The sequence below is a fragment of the Hymenobacter baengnokdamensis genome, assembly GCF_008728635.1.
GTDB classification, from domain to species: domain Bacteria; phylum Bacteroidota; class Bacteroidia; order Cytophagales; family Hymenobacteraceae; genus Hymenobacter; species Hymenobacter baengnokdamensis.
The window spans coordinates 1,046,485-1,067,164 of record NZ_CP044285.1; the positions used below are offsets into that span (position 1 = coordinate 1,046,485).

The following is a 20,680-nucleotide window of genomic DNA, read 5'->3' on the forward strand; positions in this document are numbered from 1 at the left end:
CAACGCACGGGTTGCCGTACTTTTGTCCTGAAGCGCCCGCCGCGCCGCTCAAAACCGGGGAATTAGCTCAGCTGGTTAGAGCGCTACCTTGACATGGTAGAGGTCATCGGTTCGAGTCCGATATTGCCCACGAAAGCCCCCTTTGCAGTGTGCAGAGGGGACTTTTCATTTAGTTGCCCCCGCTTTTACCCCCGGTATTTGGGTAATAACTACTAAAATCTTCTGCCTACCCCGGCACCCACAGCACTTTCTCTGTGGTCTTCGCACTCAGAAAGTACTCCCCTGCCAGCTGCGCTACCACTAGCTCCCGCTCGGGCCGTTGAGCCCGGGGTACATTGGTGAAGCGCTTATAAAAGGCATCCCGAATCCGCTGGTTACGCTGGTCGAGGTTGGCTTGGCGCACGGCCGCGTGGGTAGTCATAAACAGGCGGGGTAGGGCCACAAAAAAACCCCATCTGAGGCAGATAGGGGTTTTCTGGGACACTATGAAAAACAAAAAGGGCTGTTGAACCCACTGCAAAGCTGCGGCCGCGGGCAAGGGCTGGCAAGCAACTTATAGTTAACCTGAGGTGAGCCGGCATTGCAGTAGCTCCAGCACCAAATGACTATCCAGCTTGATGGGAGCCGTCTGGGTGGGAGCCATGGACACCAAGCATTGCAGGGTGAGCGTGGCCAGATAGGGCCAGGCTAGCCCGAGCTTATTCTCGACAATGGTGCCCCCGATATAGCCCGCGCGGTCTCTGGTGCGCACGCTCACCACGGAGCCCACCGGGAGTGCGGCCCACTGGGCCCGCTGCAGGCGCTCGGTGCGCAGCTGCTGGCCGTTGGGCAGCGGAATGGGCCCGGTAATCGGGACGTGGGTCAGGGGTTTGGGCAGGGGCATGAGGAGCTGATTAGGACTGTTGCAAACTCACGGATTCAGCTCCCGACAACTCATAGCGGCCCAGCTCCTCTATGGTGCGCCGCTTAAAGCTGTGCTCTTCTTTTCCGACCAGCTGTCTCAGCACCAGGGCCGGCGCTAGAAAATTCGCCAGCCTGTTATTTACAATAAAACCGGCGAATAAGTCCTTACTGCCACGTAGGCGCAATATGACACAAGTGTCCACTGGTAGCGTAGGCCAGTCGCTGGCCGCTACAGCAATAACGCGGAGTGTAGTACCGTCTGGCTGGGGCGGAGTGGCTTTCGACAGCTCCTGCAACTCTGCAATGTGCATTTAAGGGACTATTAAAAGTTAGAGGCCATGGTATTCACGTCGTTGAGCTCGCTGGTGAACCAGTCTTCAAATTGCTGGGCTACAGACTTTGCGCCTGCAGTCACGTCGGTGACGTAGAATTTGGAATCGCGGAAGGGGTTATTGGCATTGAGCGTGATATTGACCACCTTCGCGCCCCCTGCGCTCCCCGTAACGGTGCCTTTGCTGGCGTCGGCGGTCATCGCTGCTGCCTTCGCCCCGGTTGCCTTGCCTCCTGCCATGAATTTGCTCGGGGCACTTGCAGAGTCAGGGAAGTAGTCAGGCTGGGCCGCGAACAAATCCAGCTTCTTAGGCATATTAGCCTTATAGCCATCCATAAAAGAGTTGGCGGCTTTCGCGCCCACCTCCTGGGTATCTGCCAGCGCCGAAAGCGTCTGCTTCAGGCCATCACCGATTTTGTGGAAATCGCCGGTAAAGATGCCCTCAATGAATGTGGCCGTGCCTCCCAGGTACTTGCCTACAGCCTCAGCAATTCCTTTGAAAGTGGCCAGCGCCCCGGTGTAGAGGCCCGAGAAGAATTTTTGCAGCTTAGGGCTGGTTTCCCAAAACTTAGTAAGCACGTTCACCACGCGCTGTGCTTGCTCCCAGACGGTACCCAGCAGTGTAGCGGCCACTTTCACAAAGGGCGAAATAACCCGTATCACCGTGCCAATCCGGTTAAAGACCGTAGCCAGCACGTCACCTACTTCGCCGTTGCCGTACTGCTCTGCCCACAACTTTTGAAAGGTGTCGAGCAGCGGCTGAATGGCGTCTTTGAGCGGCGCAAAAGCGGCCTTGATGCCGTCGAGATGTTCGCTGACCCAATCAACCACCTTTTGCCCATCAGTAACCAGGTTAGTGAGTATTGGCAGGCCCTGGCCTGCGCCCTGGGTAAGCAGCCCGCCGATACTCTCCCGGATATTGTCGAAGCGATTTTTAAGCACGGTCCAGCCACCAGTACCGGCTTTGCTGGCTGCTTCGGCGGAGCCCCCAACTTCTACCCCTAGTTCTTTGATGATAATAGCCTGCGCCTTGGCCATTTGGCCCGTTTCAACAAAATGCTTAATGCTCTTTTCCTGGCTGGCTGAGAAATCTACATTGGCCCGACGTAAGGCTGTGATACCTTTTAGTGGGTCGTTGAGAGCTTTGCTCACCTGAATAGTGGCTCCCTTCAAATCGCCGCCCATCTTGGTAGCCAAATCCAGAATGGCAGGTAAGGCATCCTTGTAAATGGCACCTTTAATGTTGGTAGATGTCAGCAGTATCGACTGAGCCCCGGTAATGGCATCGTCGTCGAAGAGGCTTTTGCCCATTAAGTCATCACTCATTTTGAGCAACTCTTTACGGGTGAGCCCCACAGAGTTTTTGGTTGACTTCAACGTGGCATCAAACTGTGCCCCGGCCTGGTCGGCGGCGTTGAACATGCTCACCGACTCTTTGAAGAAGTTAAAGGCTTCGAAGGCGCCAAAGGCTAGGCCGATACCGCCCAAAAGGGACTTGATACCCTGCAGGCCACTCTGTGCCCCGGCCGTGTCGACGTGCAGCTTGTGCGGCTTTTCGACCTGCTGAACAAACTCCTGGGTTTTGCGGAGAATCTTGGCTACGCCTGGACTCACCAGGTCCTCCAGCGTCATTTTAACATTTAGCAGTGCAGCGCCCATCGTAGGTAGGGTGTTAGAAGTAAGTCGGTAAAAATGAGCACCAAACCGGCGATTTACTAGGGACTTATAGTTAAGTTTTGCCGTATTTGCGCAGCTCTGGGTGCCGCGAAATGTACTCGTAGAGGCTGCCAGTGGTTCGGCCTAGCTGCTGAGCCAGAGCAGCCGCAGTCATATCCTGGTAATGAGCGCGGATATAGGCGTAATCACTTCGACAATATGCCTTGCGGGTCAAGGTGTTAGCTGGCATGTGGCGTGCGAAAAAGCAACGAGATATGACGAGTTAAGGCAGCCTAAGCACCTTTACGCTAGGGACTGGCGCAGCTTCGGTGGTATTTGTGAAAGGCCAGTAAGTCAACCGCCCGCCGGCAGCTGAGCCAGGCGAGCGGTTGAGGTCAGGCTACTTGCTAGCCCGGGGAATCTTACCCAGCAAGCCGTGCTGCTCCAGGCCAGGCAGCAGCCGCTCATGCAACGCGTGCTCGTCGACGCGCATGGGGGTGCGGGTCCGGTCTTCGTGGTAGAAGTTGCTCAGGGCCATAAACACCTCTCCCATGCTAGCCCCGATATTGGTGAGCGGCCGGAAGATTTCGCGCACGCGCTCCAACTCTGGCAGCAGGCCCTCGAAGTAGGCCAGCACGTACTCCTTGCCTTCCCAGCTGATAGTATGAGCAGCTAGTGCCTGGTTCAGGTCCAGGGTGTAGCGCTTGGCGAAGGTGGCCAGTGGCTGATGCTGGTGCAACTGGTGGCCCATGCCGAAGCTGACGTGACTGTAGAGGCGGGTGAGCTTGGCTAGGGCGTCGCGCACCTGGTCGAGCAGCTCATGGCCGTCGGTGTTAATGGTATCGAAGAGCAGCTTCTGGCGACCTTCCTCCGTGCGCAGCAACTCGTAGCGGGCTTTGAGGCCAGGGTCGACCGTGAGCAGGCGGTCAAAGAGCTGCTGGCGGTAGGCCGTGGTCAGCTCGGTCATATCGACCGAAAGCGGGAGTTTATTGGCGGCCAGCAGGGCTTTGTAGGCCGTGCACTGGGCAATCAGGTCCGCGTTTTGGGCGAGCTGGGCCTGGTTTTGTTCGGGGGTAAGCTTCATGGTTGTAAGAGGTAAAAAGGAGAAAAAGGGAAAATGCATGGTTTTACATGATTTAAGGGCTCATTTTAAGTTGTAAAGCGTTAGTTGTCAAGGTTATTTCCCGGGTTTTTGGACCTGAAAAGCGGGTAGTTTCTCGGAGTTTTCTAGGGGCTGCATACCCGTTGGGCGGGGCGCTTATCCGGGTCGCGGGGCCGGCGAATAGGCGTATCAGGCAGCACCAGCTCCCAGCTAGCGGGGTTGCCCAGGTTGCTGCGCTTCCACCGAAGCAAGCCGCGGGCTTGCAGTTCTTTGCGGGCGGCGGCCAGGGTGCTATCAGTCACGTCGAAGGCGCTGGCCAGGTGCCGCTGCTTGAGCCGTAGGGTGGTGGGCCATTCGGCTTCGTGAAAGCAGTGGAGCAGGTGGTAGTACAGGCGCCAGGCCCCACTGGTGAAGTGGGCGGCGCGGTCGAGCCGTTGGAAGTGGGCGCTGAGCTGGCTAAAGACAGGGTTTTCAGGACGTTTCATGTGGGCGGGCAGCAAGAGAGGCAGCTGTAGTTGGAGGCGCCGTGGTATCGGTGCAACAGTTTAGTTTTGGAGACAATTAGTGCTTATGTCAGATTGTCAATTAGTTAAATTGATTGCTACAGATGCTACAGTTCGTTGTATTTGTAGCCTCTATTCCTCTTTTTTATACTTTTCCTTTATAGGCGATATTAGAAAAAAGCAAAAACAGAAGGGTAGGGGGTAGAGAGGGCGCGAATTGTAGCATCTGTAGCAAGCCCTATCCGGTACTCTCCGTTACTGGTTGAGCCAGCAGAATCCAGCGCTGCCCACGGGTTTCTACTTCCCAGTCCTGCCCGCTCTGAAAGTCAGTGCGCAACTCTTTATAGAAATTGAGCCAGCTGCCGAAACGGTGGGGTGTCATGCCGCGCTCATCGTAGCCCTCAGCAGTCCGAAACTCGCTCAGCAGAGCAGTGCGGTAGAGCCTTACGCCTCGGGGCTGGGCATCCATAAACTCGACAAAGCCCGCACTCGTGGCAGCCAGTAACCGGCGCTGCTCCAGCCCCACGGAAACGGGGGAGGCCAGCCGCCCACCGGTGCCTAGAAACTCACAGCAGGCCAACACCATCAGCGCATCAAAGCGGGCCCACTCTTGCGCGTCCCACCCATCAAAGAAGTTGTGGCCAAACTCATCGCGCGGCTGGCGGTGCGGCCCATAGTAGGGCGCTATCTCCACCTCGAAGCGCCGCCGGTCATGGCTGCCGCCCTGGCCCGTCAGCACGCCGTTGGTGGTGATGCCGAACTTCGGGCTGACAGCGTACGGGTAGCTCTGCTTGCCCAGGTAATGGCGGTCAACCACCAGCGTACCCGTGGCCATGCTGAACAACCGCTCAAACGGCAACGAAGGCGCCCAGTCGTCGAAGAACACGACGCGGGTACTGTCCTTCACCTCCTGCAATTCCTTGCTGTTACGCGGGTCGTAGCCGCGGCCATCGATAGCCACGATGGGCACTAGCTGGCGCAGCGCTTCGAAGAGCAGGCTCTTCCCGGTGCCGCCGTTGGCTTGCCCCTCAGGCCCTAGCCCTTCATCGAGCAACACGCCCACCTTTGGATTGCTCGGGTCTTTGTAGCCGTGCAGGTAGTAGCCCAGAAACAGCCGCAGGGCTTTGAAGCGCGCCTGCTCCTTTCCAGCCAGGTTGAAGAGAAAGAGGAAAAATTCGCCTTTCTCTATGTCTTCCCGGCTCAGTAGCGAAAACTCCCGCTCAATCAGCTGCTCCGCCCACACCAGGCCCGCAAGCTCCCGGTAGGGCAGCAGCTCGGGCCCGTCCTTGGTGGCCACCACCACGGCATTGCGGTAAAATAAGTAGGCGCGGCTAACCGTATCGCGCTGAAACGCGCCGGAGAGACTGGGCAGAAACTCGCTGGTGCCTTCGTCGAAGAGTAGCCGGTGCTGGGCTTGCACCAGCTCTTCAATACGGGTGCGGTAGGTGCCATCAAAGCCAAACGGCAAGCTGGCCAGGTAGTCAAGCACAAAATCCTTGAGCTGGGCCCGGCTGCTTTCGTGCACCACCTGCTCCACTAGGCGCACCACGCGCACCTTCGCCTTGGGGTCGGGCATATGCTTGCGAAAGCCGTGGCGCGTCAGAAACCGCCGGAATAAATGCAGCTGCAGCATTAGCTTGGGCGGCGCATCGCGCTTGCTGGTGCTGGGCACCAATTGCCAAAAAGCCAGTATCGGCACTTCGCGCGCCTGCTCTTCGGCTACTCCCCACACAGCCGCCTCCAGCACGGCCACGGGCAGCCCTTGGCTGGCGGCAATGCCGGCTACTACCGCATCAACGCCGGCCCCGCCCCGCAGCTTCTCGTAGGCCAGCTGGTGCAGGTCAGGCGGCAACACAGGTTTTTGCTGGCCGTCTTTCAGCGCTACCGCTATTGTTTTAAAGGCGGCCGGCAAATCTTCTACCTCCCGGCTGCTAATGGTGGCTTCGAGAGCCTGTTGTGTCTCGGCAGTTGTCAGAAAACCCGCCCCGATGTAGCCCCCACATAGAAAAGCCATTTTATTGAGCACTGTCCGTTTCTCCCCATCCCGGGCGGCCCGCACTTTGTCGCAGGCCAGCTCCAGTGCCCGCTGCCCATAGCCATCCCCGCGGGCCGAATCGCGCCAGGTACTGGCGGGCAGTGCCCCTACTGTAGCCAGCCGGGTAGCGGTGGGGTCGGGCAGCGTTTCCTCAAAGGTGGCAGCCTGCTCATTGAGGTAGAGGCCTGGGTCGTAGCTCACAAAGCGCAGGCGGCTGGCATCTTTGCAGGCAGGGTCGACGGTCAGGCCGTAGGTGGTCAGGTAGTAGGCCGCCAGGGCCCGAAAGCTGCCCTTGTGGTCCTGCCCTGGCACCCGCACCACCACGGCCCAGCCCAGGCCGCCGGCCGACGTGAAGCAGGCATAGGTGTAGGAGTCGGCCTCCACTGCCCGGCGGGCGGCTGCTAGGTCTATCCCGGCGTTTAGCTTGGCGTCGATATCCAGACATAAGAAGCCCGAGTGCGCGGCCATCTGCTCGGCTTTGCGCCCGGTAAAGGTGCCCGATACCGTAAAGCCGGGCAGCGCCTTTTTAGCCGCGCTGTAGGCCTTGCCGGCAGGGTCGAGCCCCCGTACAGCCAGGACCTGCTCCCGCCAGCGTCCGTCCCGGATACCCGCCAGTACTCCGGGCAGTTGCAGGGCCTGGCTGGCCTCTGGATTCATCGACTTGGGATAGAAAGAAACCAGCATGGTTAATTCAGATGGGGAAGAATGGTAGCCACCACGGTCGGGCAGCTCGTTTCGCGCAGCTCATAGCGCAGGAGCAGGTGCAGCTCCTGCAGCCGTAGGATGGTGGCGGGGCGGATATCGGGCTCCCCATCGGGCAGCCAGCCCCAGGCCAGGGCCAGGCAGGGCGCGGCGGGGTGACTCAGGCCGTTCTGCTCAAGCGTAGCCATTTCCATGGCCTGTTGCCAGGGCTCGTGACGGCGCTTGGTGCGTATTAGCAAAAGCTGGGTGCCCTTTGGCAGCTGAGCCCACTTGGCGCGGGGCACCCGCTCAACCCAGAGTTTACGCCCATCGGGTAGGGCAACCTGCTGGGCCCGGGGGCCGGCGTCGGTCGTAGAGCGGGGCGGTAAGCCGTTCAGGCGCCGGCCAATGGAGTGCGAGAAGCTACCCATGGCTACGCAGCAAGATGCATGGAATGCCCGCCAGCCAGGCGCCCCATTTCCAGCGCAATCCGGCGCTCAGAAATTCGGCTGTAATGCCTGTTCATCACACTCACCGAGTCGCCCATCATGGCCGCTACGGCTTCATCAGAATAGCCCGCATCACGCTTGAGCTGTGAGAAGGTGGCCCGTGCCAGCTTGGTCGTCATCGATTGACTCAGGCCCAGCTCTTCTTCTACCCGATGCAAGAGTTTATTGACATTGACATCATTCGAAAAGGGCAACCGGCCTTGCCATTTCACCAACAATTCGGCTGCCTCGTCGAAGAGTGGTACCGAAAAGCCTTGCGGCTTGCGGCGCTTCATTTTCTGGCGTACCATACGCAGCCAGTAAGTTGGCCGATCCCCTGAGGCCTGGGCAGGCTCGGTGAAGAGGTAGTTGCCAGGAGCGTGGCAGAAGTGGCCGTAGTCCACCCACGAAAGCCCGGTATAGGCACAGAACAGCCACCCTGTAACGGCACGCTGCTCTGCCTCATAGAGGTCGGGCAGCACCGCTACTAACTTGGCTACCTCGGCAGCTGTCAGCGACAGGGCGGGCGGCGTAGTGGCGCGCGTCTGGTATTTATAGCCACGCAGCTTGTCTACTGGCAACCAGCCCTCATGCACGGCAAAGCTGAGGGCGAGCTGCACAAAATTCACTTGCTTGCGCATGGCAGTACTCCCAAACCCACCCTCAGAAGTAAGGAGCCAGCGCTCGTACCGGCGGCACCAAGGGATATCTACTTCCGCAGCGGGCAGCGTTTTAGTGCCCTGGCAAGCCAGGTAGCGCTTAAGCGTGTTCAGGCGGCTCTCGTAGTTCTGTAGTGTGCTATCTGCCAGCCGGTCAGCTTTTGGCACGTCCTGCAGAGCATCCACAAACTGGCGGGCCATGTCCAGTAGTGGCCGCCGTAGAGCTGCTGCCTTCGCCTTCGTCTTGGCAGTTTCCGGGCCGTCGCCACGTACTGCACAGTGCAGGTCGGCCGCCGTTACCTCCACGAGTGGGCCGCGCGGGTCGGGCCGACGCATGCGCTTGTAGAGCTCCCGAATTTCGCGTTTGAATTGATAGAGCTCATCGTTGAATTGCTCCACTGCCTCAGGAGAAAACTCGGGCAGCACCCAGTCTTTTTTACTGGCGGGCATAATGAGCTGATGCGTGAGCTTCGACCAGTAGCTTTCGGGGCAACTGATACCGGGCGCTAATTCGCCCCGTACTCCAGCAATCGTAAAGCGCAGGCTGAGCGGTATTAGCCCAGCGGGCGTCATGCGGTTTCGGCGCAGCCAGTAAACGGCAGGTAGTGGGTGGTCGAGGCTCACAGTGTCACCTCCCCTCTGTTGGCAACGCTGAGCCGCTCGCGGCGAATGAGTGCGTTATTGCGGGCGATGCGCCGTAGCAGCTGCCGGTGGCTTGCATGGAGGTAGGCCATCAGCGCACAGTTAGCCGCTAGCGTCTCGACCAGGCCGTACTCCGCTTCTTCGCTCTGGCCTTCGTGCACGAAGACCCAGCGCAGGCCAGAGCCGCCGGGCTGAGGCTCGCCCAGTATGCGCCGGATGCGCGCGGCTACGCGGGCCGGACAAAGGGTATATTCTGTTTTGCCTTCCGCATTAGTCAGCAAAACCTCAACGGTGTGGCCGGTGGCGAGCTCATCCGCCTGGCGCTGCTTCTGCTTGGTGCGCAGCACAGCCACAACGGCCGCTACTGTGCCAGCCATAGCTGGGTTGGTGGGGGCATTAAAAAAGTTTTTCATACGTCTGTGGGTGAGTGAGAGTGAGAAAAGGGTAAAGCAGTAGCTATACTGGGTGGCCCAGCGAGGTGTAAATGCCCAGAAAATCAGGTGTATTAGGTAGGGGCGTCGCCTAGAAACTCCCGCACAGCCAATTCGCTTACTCTTAGGTTTTTCTTGCCTACGCAGGTGTATCTGAGCTTTCCCGTGCGCAGAATTTCATACGCGGTGCGCTCAGAGCAAGCCAGCCGTTGAGTGAGTAAGCCGTTGTGTGGCCGGGTGGGGTCGGCCTCACCAGAAACCCGGTAGCATACTGATAGCGCTGCCTGCTCAGCTTCGGCCGCCAGGCGGGCCTGCTGCTCATTCCGAAGCAACGCTACAACGGTAGCCGCATCCCGAACTGCCAACAGCCCGTTGGCCATGGTGAAGTGTAGTTCTGGCATTGCAGGCACGGCAGCCCCACCCACAGCAGCGGCGGGCGTAGCAGTAGCTACTCGGCGGCGGGTGGTGGGGCTAGTCATGGGCTAGGCGGCTTTGAGGGTTCTCAGTGTCTGGGCAGTAGCAAGGGCGCCAGATTCCTGTGCCATGCGAAGAGCTTCTTGTACTACCCTATTTCCAGGCTTACCATGCTTGAGCGCTTGCCCTACAGCAGAACTGGTTAAACCTAATTTTTTAGCTATCTCCCCCAAAGCGCCGTGAGGGAGCAAGCTCTTAAGATTGTTGGGGGTCATGCGAAAATTCCTTGCGTTTGCTTATGTTTGCTTTAGGTATTGCAAATGTAATTGCAAATACTTAAATCACAAGCATACACTAAAAATTTACGCATATGCAAGAAATAAATGAGGTTGGCAATGTGCATGACCGTATTGCTCAGATGGTAGACCGCTTCTGCAAAGGCAATAAAACTGCCTTTGGCCGTGGTGCTGACATTCAATCTGGCGTTCTTGCAGGCATAATTGGTGGAAGAAAGAACAAGCCCAGTTTCGAGGTATTGCAAAAGATTTTTACTGGCTACCCAACTGTTAATCCTGACTGGCTGCTATTTGGGCGCGGAGAGATGTTGCGGCCAGAAACGGGGTTGGACCCCTTCGAAAGTGCGTCGAAGGTGGATGAGGAGAAAAAACGCCAGTTCCTGCCACCTATGGACGATTACTACAGACGCCGTGAGGAGGAGTGGACAAAATATCATAAAGAAGTTGAGCAGCGTGAAAAAGACAGGGCAGCACTACGGGCGTTAGTCGAGCATCTAGCCAAAAATGATTCTTCTGGAGAGCTTGCTAAAATCCAGCAACTGCTTCCTTCAGCTTTGAAGCGTGATATTGACCCTGATGAAATGGATAACCTTTCAGAGGCCCAGCATGAGGAATTGGAGGCTGAAGCCCGTGCTGCTGAGCAAGCAGAGTGGGCCCGCCAGCGCCAGGAGCGAGAGCAGGAAGGCCAGCAGTAACCTACCATGGAACTCATCTTCCGCCAGCGCCTGGACCGCCCCGATAAAGCCGGCCGGGCTACCGTCTTCGGGGACCTGCACTGGGCCGGCGGCCACCGCTGGAAAATGCCCACTGGTGTCAAGTGCCTACCCGCTCACTGGCAGCCCACCAAGACCAAGAAAATCCATACCAGCGCCGACAACAGCAGTCAGCTCAACCTTCGGCTTACCAGGTTGCTCACGGCGGTGCAGGGCGTCTTTACCACAGCTGAGGGAGTGGGCCGGGCAGAAGCCAGCGTAACGCAGACTGAGCTAGAGGCAGCCGTAGCCGCCGTGGCCGCCGGCCGGCAGCGCCGCACCAGGCAAGAGCAGGCCGAAGCCGTAGCGGCCGCCAGCACGTACCTACCCGTTACCGCCCCGTGGAGCGCGTTCTACGCGCGCTGGCTGGCCGAGAATGCGCAGCTGCTGGCCGATAGCTACACCCGCATGTATAAGCAGGTGGTGAGTAGTCTCGACGAGTACGACCCCAAGCTCCGTTTGGCCGGCTTCACGCGCGAGCGCCTGGCCCAGTACACCGCCTGGCTGTTCGCCGATGGCAAGCGGGAGTCGACGGTGCAGCGCCACTATGTCTTTTTGCGCGAAGCTCACCGCCTGGCTGGCAAGCCCGTGCCGAAGTGGCTGGGTAAGCTCACCGTGCGCTACGGCCGTTCACCTTCGTTGCGCCGGGCCGAAGTGCAGGCCCTGGCCAGCGCTGAGCTACCGATCGACCTGGCCGAAGAGCGCGACGCCTTTTTGTTGCAGCTGCAGCTCTTGCTACGCGATGTGGACCTGCGGGCTCTCAAGCCGCACCACGTCAGCGCCCACGAGCTGCCAGGCCGTGGGGTGGTGCTGTGCGTGGAGCTCTACCAACAGAAAACCAGTGAGCCGGTGCTCATCCCGTTGCCGCCGGTTGCTGCGGCTATCTGGCAGCGCTACGAGGGGCGCCTGCCCTTGCCCAGCCAGCAGGAGCGCAACCGCCGGCTAAAGCTGCTGGGCCAGGCCGTGGGGCTGGAGCGGGAGTTTGTGGAGGTAGCCTTTGCGGGCAAGGAGCGTCGGGAGCAAGTGTTGCCCCTCTGGCAGGTGCTCACCACCCACACCGCCCGCCATACCGGTGCAGCGCTGCTCATCATGGGCAGCGAAGGCGACCAAACCCTGAAAGAGATTGCGCTGGGCCACGTATCAGCCAGCGTTTACGGCTATGATACGTTGGAGCGCTATGGCCCGCGGCTGCTCGATGCCTGGGAGGTGGCGTTGGGGTAGAATTACAACCGGGGGCAAAAGCTGAAATTGCCCCCGGTTTTTAAGTACATGCTTGCCGAAGTCTGCTACTAGCCCCGTGGTATATCCTACCCAGTGCTACAGAACGGCATTTTTGCCGGCAGGTACTGGCAGTGTTCGGCAAACTGCTGGGCACGATATTGCCCACATATACCCCTCTAGCGGTGCGCTGGAGGGGTATTTTAACTTAATGCCCCTAGTTTGCCATCGTAATTACACTTTTGATAGCTTCCCAAGCCAAGTCTACTACAACACTTGACACTTCCTCGCTGACCACACTGCCAGATAGACAGCCCGAATCAGGAAGCATCAGCTACTACAATCGAATCATTAGACCAAGCAAGAAGTACTCCGTGACAATGGAAGGTTTATAGGTGCACTAGGTGCGGTAGTGCCATTCTAGCAGGTGGGCCAGCCCGCACAACTTTATTTCCTGGCGAAATTTATCCGCGGCCGTCTCAAGTAGATGAAAGTCTGTAGCATTACGCTAAGGAATACATAACTCAGGCTATTAATTCCGTACTTTCTCCTGCTGGTGGAGTAGTGCTATGTGCTAGCATAGAGTTCGCCCAAGCGCTTGGACAGTTTCTATACACGCTACCTGCACGTGTAGCGCAAGGTCGGGCAGCAGCTCAAGCCAACTTAACGACACAACCCCTCTCTTTACCCTCCGCTACCACTCCGGCCGGTTCCCCCCCTACGCTAGTGTTACCGTTAGTAAAGTAATCACACCGGCGCCGGGCTGTTGGTGCTGGGTAGCGAGGGTCACCAAACGCTAAAGGAGATTGCCTCAGGCCACGTCTCGGCCAGCGCCTACGGCTACGACACATTGGAGCGCTATGGGCCAAAGCTGCTCAAGGCTTAGAGCATCGCCCCAGGGCCACCGCCTGGCTTAAGGGGACCTAACTAAAAAAAGTGGGCTCGTCGCATGAATGATGCAACACATTAATGCTGAGCATGCACGACCTTTACAGCCACGGCATATCCTGTGCCGGGACCTTCTCTGCTCGCACACTATGAAACAAGTATACTCTTTGGTCTGCAACGCCGCACTGGCACTACTGCCGCCGCTGACTGCCCTGGCTCAGACTGGCAGCGTGGGCATCGGCACCACCGCCCCCGATGCCTCGGCGGCGCTCGACATCGTGAGCAGCAAGGGGGTGCTGCTGCCCCGTGTGGCCGACGCCACGGCCCTGGCCAGCCCGGCCACGGGCCTCATTGTGTACCAGACGGGGGGCACGACGGGCTTCTACTACAATGCCGGCACCCCGGCAACTCCCAGCTGGCAGCAGCTGGCCACGGCGGCGGGCACGGCCATCACGGCCACCAACGGCCTCACCAAAACCGGCAGCGCCATCGGGCTGGGCGGCACTCTTACCCAGGCCACCACTATCGCCAACGCCGGCTATACCCTGGCCCTGACGGGGAGCGGGTTTATCGGCATCGGCACCACCACCCCCAACACGCAGTTAGCCAATACCAGCATCAATACCTTCGGGGTCGACAACAACGGCGGTGGCAACAACTCGCTAAACTGGGCCGCCACCCAGAGCGGCTACGTGGGCATGTTCTACAACGGCGGCACCAACCAGCGGGCCAACGGCGTGGTCGTCAAAATAAATGGCACCGACCCCACCGCTACCGCCCTCGACGTGAGTAAGGGCGCCCAGAGCAGCGTGGGCACGTCGCTACTGGCCGTGAAGGCCAGCGGCAACGTGGGCATTGGCGTGGCCGCGCCTGCCTACCCGCTCGACGTGGCGGGCGTGGCCAACGCCAGCACCGGCCTGCGCGTGGGCGGCAACGCCGTGGCCTACTACTACGGCAACAACCTGTACCTGGGCACCAGCAACCTGCCCGCCACGGCCCCCAGCGGCACGCAAAACACCCTGGCGGGCACCAACGCGGGCCTCTCGCTCACCTCGGGCATCAACAACGCCGTGCTGGGCTACCTGGCTGGCGACGCGCTCACCAGCGGCTCCAGCAACGCGTTGCTGGGCGTGCAGGCCGGGGGCAGCCTAACCACTGGCACCGACAACGTGTTTGTGGGCCACGACCCCGGCTATAGCAACGTGAGCGGCAGCCGCAACATCGGCATCGGCTACAATGCCCTGGCCAACTCCACCGCCGACGACAACGTGGCCGTGGGCAACACCGCGGGCGTGAGCATCACCACGGGGGCCTTCAACACCCTACTGGGCAGCGGGGCCAACCTGAGCAGCACCCAGCGCAACCGGGCCACCGCCCTGGGCTATAACGCCCGCGTAGACCAGGACGACGCCGTGGTGCTGGGCGACCCCGCCAACGTGGCCGTGCGTACCGGCCTGGGCACTGCCACGCCCGCCGCCAAGCTCGACATCCAGGGCGGGGCCGACAGCAATGGCACCAACGACCCGTCGGCGCTGGCGTTCTCGTGGCACGACGGTGGGTTCCGCCACTTCGTGCGCTCGCGCCACAACGGCACGCTCGGCTCGGGCGGCAACGACCTGGACTTCTTCCTCAACAACAGCGCTACCGGTGCCGGCAGCACCGCCGCCGGCACCGGCAACGTGCAGGTGCTGACGCTGGAAAACAACAACGGCCTGCCCCGCGTGGGCATCGGCACCACAGCCCCCACCCAGGCCCTCGACGTGACGGGCAGCGCCACCGTGAGCGGCAACGGCTATGTGGGCGGCAACCTGGGCATCGGCATGACCCCCGCCAACAAGCTGGACGTGAGTGGCACCATTCGCTCGCAGATGGTCAACGGCAGCTTCTTTACCACAGACTATGGCCCCGGCGGTGGCTTCAGCACCGTGTTGCTGGGCTACTTCCAGGCCAACGGCGTCAACTACCCGCAGCTGCGCTTCCAGAACGCAACCGCGAGCCCCTTCTTCGACATCGGTCAGAACACTAACGGCGACTTCGTGGTAGAGGGCAACGACACGAACCGCTTCACAGTGCAGCGTAGCACCGGCTACGTGGGCATGAATACCCTCACCCCCAACAGCACCTTGCAAGTCAATGGCTCGGTGGCCGCCAGCATCCGCACGCTGGGCAGTGGCACCATCGCCGACACCGACTACACCGTGCTGGTGACCGGGGCCGTGGCCCTGCCCACCCCCAGCGCCACCAACACCGGCCGCCTCTACCACCTGCTCAACGGCAACGCCAACAGCAATACCATCACGGGCACCCTGCGCGACGCGGGCACCACCGGCACCTTCACCAGCTTCACGCTCGGCACCAGCAGCGGCGGCAAGGGCATCACCGTGCAAAGCGACGGCACGCAGTGGTGGATTGTCACGCGCGAATAGCCGACGGCTTCGTCGAGCTGCCTATGCAAGCCCGTACCTCCACGGCTCCGCTGGATACCAGCAAGGCCTGGTTACGGAGCTCGGCCACCTCTTAAAAAATAGAGCGTAGCGCCTCGTAGTCGTGGAGTAGGTTGTGGTAGGCATTACCGCATTACTGTCCGCCGCGGTCCGAGTGGACGAGCAGACCTGGTGTGGGTGGCTGGGCCCAAAAGACGCGCTGCAAGGCGATGGTAATCAGCTCTTCGGGCATTCGTGGCCATCACGTGCCAGCCCACCACCTGCTTGCTGACCATATCTTGGTACGCACACAGGTAAGCCCAGCCACCGTTGGCCAGCGGTAAATACGTGATATCGCTGACCCATAACCGATTAGCTTGCGTAGGTTTAGTCTGGTCCAGCAGCCGATTAGGTGCGCAACGCAGCCCGTGGGTGGAGTCCGTCGTGCGCGGCGTAAACGCTTTGGGCTGTAGCGCGTGCAAGCCCCAGCGACGCATCGCGGTGCGTAGCCGCCGCCCGACGCGGTAGCCCTTACGGCGTAGTTCGACGCGGAGCCGGCGCGTATTATAACAGCGTTTGTGCCCCCCAAACACCTTAACCAGCACCGTTTCCCAGGCCGGCTCTGCCTGGTCTACTGCCTGCTGCTGAGCCTGTTGCCACGCATAATAATCGCTAACAGGTACCTGTGCCAGCTGGCAGAGTAGCCGTACGGGATAGGCGTCCCGCTGTGCTTCAATAAAGCGGTAACGACTCATTGGCCCGGTGTCTGCGAGAGCCTGCGCTCATAGCAGGCAACTGGCGACGGCTTTTCTTAAAATTTCTAGCTCCTGCGCCTGCCGTCGAGCTAAAGCCCGCAGCTGGCGCAACTCGGCGGCCGTGGCCGGTTTGAGCTCTGCGCCGCTGCGCGCAGCGGCCACCGGCGTAATGGCTTCCTTCTGCCACTTATAAATGCGTTTGGGGTTGACATGGAGGGCGCGCGCCGCGGCCTGGGTCGAGCGGCTTTCACTGTCCAGGTGTAGCGCCTCGGCGCGAAAAGCGGCATCCTAACGCCGACGTGTAGCAGGTGGGGAACTGTCTTTCATGACATGCGAAAGTTAAGACGCTATTCTGTCCAGATTTACCCGACTACCTCACTACAGTTGACGGTGCTTTTCCGCGCCGCTTCGGGCGCTGTGCAACAATGCCCGCCTAGCTCGCTAGCCGCGAAGCCTGATCCAAGCGCAGGCACTTCGGCTTTTAGATAGGTGATATTCCACCCACGAAAAAGACCCTGCTGAGTAAGCTAATTGATAACCATTACGTAGCCATTGACAAAGTCGTTGTCATTAATGGCGGTGTTCGAGTTATTTAACACGCCTACGCCTACCCGATAAGTACCAGGTGGCAGCCCGGTGACCGTAGCCGCAGCAGGCACCCCGACCCGGCCAACAGCAATCCTTATAATAGAAAAGTTAAAGCCCGCAAAGTTGCTGATTGTACCGCCAGCAGCTGGCTGATAGCACATCCCAATCTGCGCTTGTAGCGGCCCACCAGTAGTCAACCCAAGTGGCGCAGTGCCTGACGCGACAACTTTTTGGCTAGTACTAGTGCTGCGTCAGAGGAAATAATTAACAAACCACTGTGCTCCGGGTTAGGGGCCTTATGTCTCGTCCCCTTACTCCCTTTGCCCTCCCGGCGGCTGACCAAGCTGCCCTCGAAAATTTCACGCGCACCGGTCGTCGGCCCGTACGAGCCGTGCGCCGCGCCCAGGCGCTGCTGGCCTTGGCGACCGGTATCGGCCAGCAGGCCGCCGGCCAAGCCGTTGGCCTGAGCCGCCAGGCAGTCAGCAAGATACGCCGCCGGTACGAAGCGGCCGGGTGGCAAGTCGCCTTGGCCGAGGCCCCGCGTAGTGGTGGGCCACGCCGCTTTGATGGTCCCCAACGCGCCGCCGTCACGGCGCTAGCCTGTACACCGGCCCCGGTGGGCCATAGCCGCTGGACCCTGCGCTTGCTGGCCGATAAGGCGGTGGAACTGTGCCTGGTGGACACTATTTCCCACGAAACGGTGAGCCAGATGCTCAAAAAAACGAGCTGCACCCCCACCGCCAGCAGCACTGGTGCCTCGGGGCGATGAATGCGGCCTTCGTAGCCCGCATGGAGGACGTGCTGGCCGTCTACGAGCGGCCTCACGACCCGCTTTTCCCCGTCGTCTGCTTCGATGAGCGCCCTTGTGTGCTCCACAGCCAGCCCGTCGAACCCCTGCCCCCGGTGCCGGCCCAGCCCGCCGTAGGCGAGCAGGCCGCTAGAGCCGGGCGCCCCCGCCGCGAAAGCAGCACCTACGTGCGCCAGGGCACGGCCTGCCTGCTGGTGGCGTTTGAGCCGGGCACCGGCCAGCGCCTGGTCGAGGTCTCGGCCCGCCGGACCGGGGCCGATTACTGCCGTTTTATGCAGGCCTTGGCCGCCCACTATGCGCAGGCCGAGAAAATCGTGCTCGTGCAGGACAACCTCAACACCCACACCGACGCCGTCTTCTACCAGCACCTGCCCGCCGCCCAGGCCCGCGCGCTGGCTGCCCGCTTCGAGGTGCACTACACCCCTAAAAATGCCTCCTGGCTTAACATGGTCGAACTTGAACTCTCGGCCATCGCCCGCCAGTGCCTGCACCAGCGCATCCCCACCCTCGACGAACTCACCGCCCACGTCGCCGCCTGCGTGGCCCAGCGCAATGCCGCCCAGGTTACCGTCCACTGGCAGTTCACCCTCGAAAAAGCCCGCGTTAAACTCGACCGCCATTACCAGAAAATTAGGGTAACTAATTCCTCTGACTGAGCACTAGTAATGGTAATAAGGGCAGTTGGTCCGGCGAATACATAAGCACTAGCATTGGCCGCGATGATATTAATGAGGCCAGCAAAGCCGGTTACACTGGCCACCGTACCGGGGGCGGCCACGGTGGCCAACTGTTGCCAGTTGGGGGCCGCGTTAGTGCCGGCATTATAATAGAAGCCGGCCGGCGCGTTGGTCTGGTACACCAGCAGACCCGGTGCGGGGCTGGTGATGCTGTTGGCTGAAGCCACGCGCGGCAGCAGCACACCCTTGCTACTGCTGGCTATTTCCAGGGCAGCCGAGGCATCGGGGGCGGTAGTGCCGATGCCCACGCCTTGGGCAAAGGTGATAACTGGGGTAAGAAGTAGCGCAGCAGGTAGTAAGAGTGCTTTCATTCCCACGAAGTTAGCAGACAGGAATACGAAGAATCCTAGCTAACTCAAAGTGCACTTCTGAGCTGGCACTTAATGCCCGTAGCCGACGACGCGACTCACCCGCCACGCTCCGTCTTTATGCTACCAGAGCATGGTGAACTTGGGCTTGCCGCAATCCGGCCGTTTTCCTGGTGGCAGAAATTGAATATATATATTCATATGTATGCGTAATCAAGTGTCGGGTGCATCTCCAGGCTGCCTGGCACCAGCTCGCGGTGAATATCGGGCGAATGCCTACTAATTTGGGTGAACCCTGTTCCGTTTGGGCATAGCCCGCCTTTGTCGTGATAAAATTCCAGGGCGGGCGTGAGCCCATGAGCCTGGGGATGTTGTGGGCATTGAAAGCGGCAAACATCTCGGCGTCGGGGTGGGCAATCTGCGGCCGCCGGGGTTTGCTGGCCAAGCTACGGCACAGTAGCCCGAAGAACAGGCTGATAGCGGACTTTACTGCCTTTACTGCTGTAAGCCGCTCCCTGACGCCCCGGCAGGCATGAGCGAGAGAACTTCTTCCAGCACCTGCCGCGAGTTGGCCAGGCGCGGCACTTTGCGCTGGCCACCCAGGCGGCCCCGGCCGCGCAGCCAGCTTTCGAAGGTGCCGGCCGGCACAAAGTGTACGCGGGGAGGCGCCAGCGCCAAATCGCGGTGGCGCTTGGCATCATAGTCGGAGTTGAGGCGGCGCAGCTCCTCATCCAGCAGCTGCCCGAAGCGGGCGGCATCGGGGGGGGGCGGGCCGCTTAGCTCAACTGCCCACTCGTGGCCCCCGCGCGAGGTGCCGGGGCCAGCCTCAAAATACACCGGCGCGGCCGTGAAGTCGCGCACGGCGCACCCCGTAGCGTGCGCGGCCGCCGCAATGGCCGCCTCGGCATTCTCGACCACTACTTCTTCCCCAAACGCATTGAGAAAGTGCTTGGTACGGCCCGTAATGCGCACCCGGTAGGGCCGCAGCGAGGTAAAGCGCACGGTATCGCCCACCAGGTAGCGCCACAGCCCGGCGTTAGTGCTGATAACCAGTGCGTAGCTTGGTCCGATGGTCACGTCTTCGAGGGGCACCGGGCGCGGGTCGGGGCTGTCGTACTGCTCGGCCGGCAAAAACTCGTAGTAAATGCCGTGGTCGAGCAGCAGCAGCAGGTCGGGGCTGCCAGGCTCGTCCTGCAAGGCAAAGTAGCCTTCCGACGCATTGTAGATTTCGAGATAGTGCAGCTGCCCGCCCGGCACCAGCTGCTCAAACAGCCCACGGTAGGGCCCAAAGGCCACCGCGCCGTGCAGAAACAAGCTCAGGCGCGGCCACACCTCACGCAGGTCGGCAGCCCCGGCCAGGGCCAGCACGCGGCGCAACAGCACAAGCATCCAGGTGGGCACGCCGGCCAGCACGCGCACATCCTGGCGCAGCACATGCCGGGCAATGCGCTCAATCTTGTCTTCCCACTCCTCGAGCAGGGCCAGCGGTAAAGGGGGCGTGCGCAGGGTTTGGGCCCAGCCAGGCAGGCTCTGCATCACCAGGGCCGATACGTCGCCGGCCTGGGCGGCGCCCCCAAACGGGCTGGTCTCCAGGCTGCCGCCCAGACTCAGCGTTTTGCCTTGCAGCAGGCGCTGGGCGGGGTAGAGCCGGGTCGAAAGAGCCAGCATGTCGCGCCCGGCGCGGTAGTGGTTGTGGTGCAGCGCCTCGCTGGTTACGGGCAGGTACTTGCTGCGGGCGTTGGTAGTGCCGCTGCTGCGGGCTTGCCAGCGGGGGGCCGGGCCCGGCCACAGCACATCGGGCTGGCCGTGCAGCACCTTCTCGATTTCGGGGTAGAGCTGCTCGTAGGTGCTCACCGGCACGCGCTGGCCGAAGTCCTTGGCACTCAGGCTGGCCGCGTAGCCGTAGCGCTGGCCCCAGGCCGTGCCCTGCGCCCGGCCCAGCAGGTAGCGCAGCACGGCCGCCTGCCGGGCCAGCGGCTCGTGCTGCACTCGCGTCAGCCGGGGCAGGCTGCCAAGCTGAACGGCGCGGGCAAGTAGCTGGTCGAGCACTTCTTACTAGATT

The 20,680-nt window shown here is 60.6% G+C and carries 18 protein-coding genes and 1 tRNA gene; 6 read left to right on the forward strand and 13 right to left on the reverse strand.

Translation table 11 applies throughout. The features are described 5' to 3' along the window. The first annotated feature begins 56 nt into the window (after positions 1 to 56). A tRNA-Val gene (locus F6X24_RS04450) sits at positions 57 to 130 on the forward strand. A 96-nt stretch (positions 131 to 226) separates the two neighbouring features. Here F6X24_RS04450 and F6X24_RS04455 read toward each other — a convergent pair. From F6X24_RS04455 to F6X24_RS04500, 10 genes are all read right to left on the reverse strand, one after another. Then, on the reverse strand, positions 227 to 442 hold the full coding sequence (locus F6X24_RS04455; RefSeq protein WP_151086813.1) for a hypothetical protein: 216 nt from the start codon (positions 440 to 442) through the stop codon (positions 227 to 229). Between the two features lie 117 nt (positions 443 to 559). Then, positions 560 to 883 (reverse strand): hypothetical protein, encoded by a 324-nt coding sequence (locus F6X24_RS04460; RefSeq protein WP_151086814.1) that lies wholly within the window; start codon positions 881 to 883, stop codon positions 560 to 562. A gap of 342 nt (positions 884 to 1,225) precedes the next feature. Further along, positions 1,226 to 2,866 (reverse strand): hypothetical protein, encoded by a 1,641-nt coding sequence (locus tag F6X24_RS04465; RefSeq protein WP_191906458.1) that lies wholly within the window; start codon positions 2,864 to 2,866, stop codon positions 1,226 to 1,228. Positions 2,867 to 3,290: 424 nt separating this feature from the next. Continuing rightward, positions 3,291 to 3,974, reverse strand: coding sequence for a hypothetical protein (locus F6X24_RS04470; RefSeq protein ID WP_151086816.1), 684 nt, complete (start codon positions 3,972 to 3,974; stop codon positions 3,291 to 3,293). Between the two features lie 143 nt (positions 3,975 to 4,117). Beyond that, the gene (locus F6X24_RS04475; RefSeq protein WP_151086817.1) at positions 4,118 to 4,477 is read right to left on the reverse strand and encodes a cyclic nucleotide-binding domain-containing protein; all 360 of its coding nucleotides are present in this window, start codon (positions 4,475 to 4,477) and stop codon (positions 4,118 to 4,120) included. Between the two features lie 256 nt (positions 4,478 to 4,733). Continuing rightward, positions 4,734 to 7,214, reverse strand: a complete 2,481-nt coding sequence (locus tag F6X24_RS04480; RefSeq protein ID WP_151086818.1) for a BT4734/BF3469 family protein — start codon at positions 7,212 to 7,214, stop codon at positions 4,734 to 4,736. A 2-nt stretch (positions 7,215 to 7,216) separates the two neighbouring features. Then, positions 7,217 to 7,642 carry a hypothetical protein gene (locus F6X24_RS04485; protein ID WP_151086819.1) on the reverse strand — a complete coding sequence of 142 codons (426 nt, stop codon included), beginning with the start codon at positions 7,640 to 7,642 and terminating at the stop codon, positions 7,217 to 7,219. A gap of 2 nt (positions 7,643 to 7,644) precedes the next feature. Continuing rightward, positions 7,645 to 8,931 carry a tyrosine-type recombinase/integrase gene (locus tag F6X24_RS04490; protein WP_151086820.1) on the reverse strand — a complete coding sequence of 429 codons (1,287 nt, stop codon included), beginning with the start codon at positions 8,929 to 8,931 and terminating at the stop codon, positions 7,645 to 7,647. A 47-nt stretch (positions 8,932 to 8,978) separates the two neighbouring features. After that, positions 8,979 to 9,413, reverse strand: coding sequence for a hypothetical protein (locus F6X24_RS04495; RefSeq protein WP_151086821.1), 435 nt, complete (start codon positions 9,411 to 9,413; stop codon positions 8,979 to 8,981). A 92-nt stretch (positions 9,414 to 9,505) separates the two neighbouring features. After that, positions 9,506 to 9,910 carry a hypothetical protein gene (locus tag F6X24_RS04500; RefSeq protein ID WP_151086822.1) on the reverse strand — a complete coding sequence of 135 codons (405 nt, stop codon included), beginning with the start codon at positions 9,908 to 9,910 and terminating at the stop codon, positions 9,506 to 9,508. A 305-nt stretch (positions 9,911 to 10,215) separates the two neighbouring features. On the opposite strand from F6X24_RS04500, the gene F6X24_RS04505 reads away from it, so the two are divergent. From F6X24_RS04505 to F6X24_RS04515, 3 genes are all read left to right on the forward strand, one after another. Then, entirely contained in the window at positions 10,216 to 10,836 is a 621-nt protein-coding gene (locus tag F6X24_RS04505; protein ID WP_151086823.1) for a hypothetical protein, read from the forward strand. A 6-nt stretch (positions 10,837 to 10,842) separates the two neighbouring features. After that, on the forward strand, positions 10,843 to 12,114 hold the full coding sequence (locus F6X24_RS04510; protein ID WP_151086824.1) for a site-specific integrase: 1,272 nt from the start codon (positions 10,843 to 10,845) through the stop codon (positions 12,112 to 12,114). 1,034 nt (positions 12,115 to 13,148) lie between these two features. After that, the gene (locus tag F6X24_RS04515; protein ID WP_151086825.1) at positions 13,149 to 15,425 is read left to right on the forward strand and encodes a beta strand repeat-containing protein; all 2,277 of its coding nucleotides are present in this window, start codon (positions 13,149 to 13,151) and stop codon (positions 15,423 to 15,425) included. 779 nt (positions 15,426 to 16,204) lie between these two features. On the opposite strand, the gene F6X24_RS19400 is transcribed toward F6X24_RS04515, so the two are convergent. Continuing rightward, entirely contained in the window at positions 16,205 to 16,435 is a 231-nt protein-coding gene (locus F6X24_RS19400; protein ID WP_394349943.1) for a transposase, read from the reverse strand. A gap of 628 nt (positions 16,436 to 17,063) precedes the next feature. Here F6X24_RS19400 and F6X24_RS04520 point away from each other — a divergent pair. Beyond that, positions 17,064 to 17,534: a helix-turn-helix domain-containing protein gene (locus F6X24_RS04520; RefSeq protein ID WP_151086744.1), complete on the forward strand. Its 471-nt coding sequence runs from the start codon at positions 17,064 to 17,066 to the stop codon at positions 17,532 to 17,534. Continuing rightward, a complete protein-coding gene (locus tag F6X24_RS04525) occupies positions 17,531 to 18,229 on the forward strand; it encodes an IS630 family transposase (protein WP_229725176.1) in 699 nt (232 codons plus the stop codon). Before F6X24_RS04520 ends, F6X24_RS04525 begins: the two co-directional genes overlap by 4 nt. Here the strand turns inward: F6X24_RS04525 and F6X24_RS04530 are convergent. Together F6X24_RS04530 and F6X24_RS04535 are read right to left on the reverse strand one after the other, a co-directional pair. Then, complete coding sequence (locus F6X24_RS04530) at positions 18,193 to 18,621, reverse strand: hypothetical protein (RefSeq protein ID WP_151086826.1); 429 nt, start codon at positions 18,619 to 18,621, stop codon at positions 18,193 to 18,195. The genes F6X24_RS04525 and F6X24_RS04530 overlap by 37 nt on opposite strands. Before the next feature lie 492 nt (positions 18,622 to 19,113). After that, the gene (locus F6X24_RS04535; RefSeq protein ID WP_151086827.1) at positions 19,114 to 20,667 is read right to left on the reverse strand and encodes a GH3 auxin-responsive promoter family protein; all 1,554 of its coding nucleotides are present in this window, start codon (positions 20,665 to 20,667) and stop codon (positions 19,114 to 19,116) included. Positions 20,668 to 20,680 lie beyond the last annotated feature (13 nt).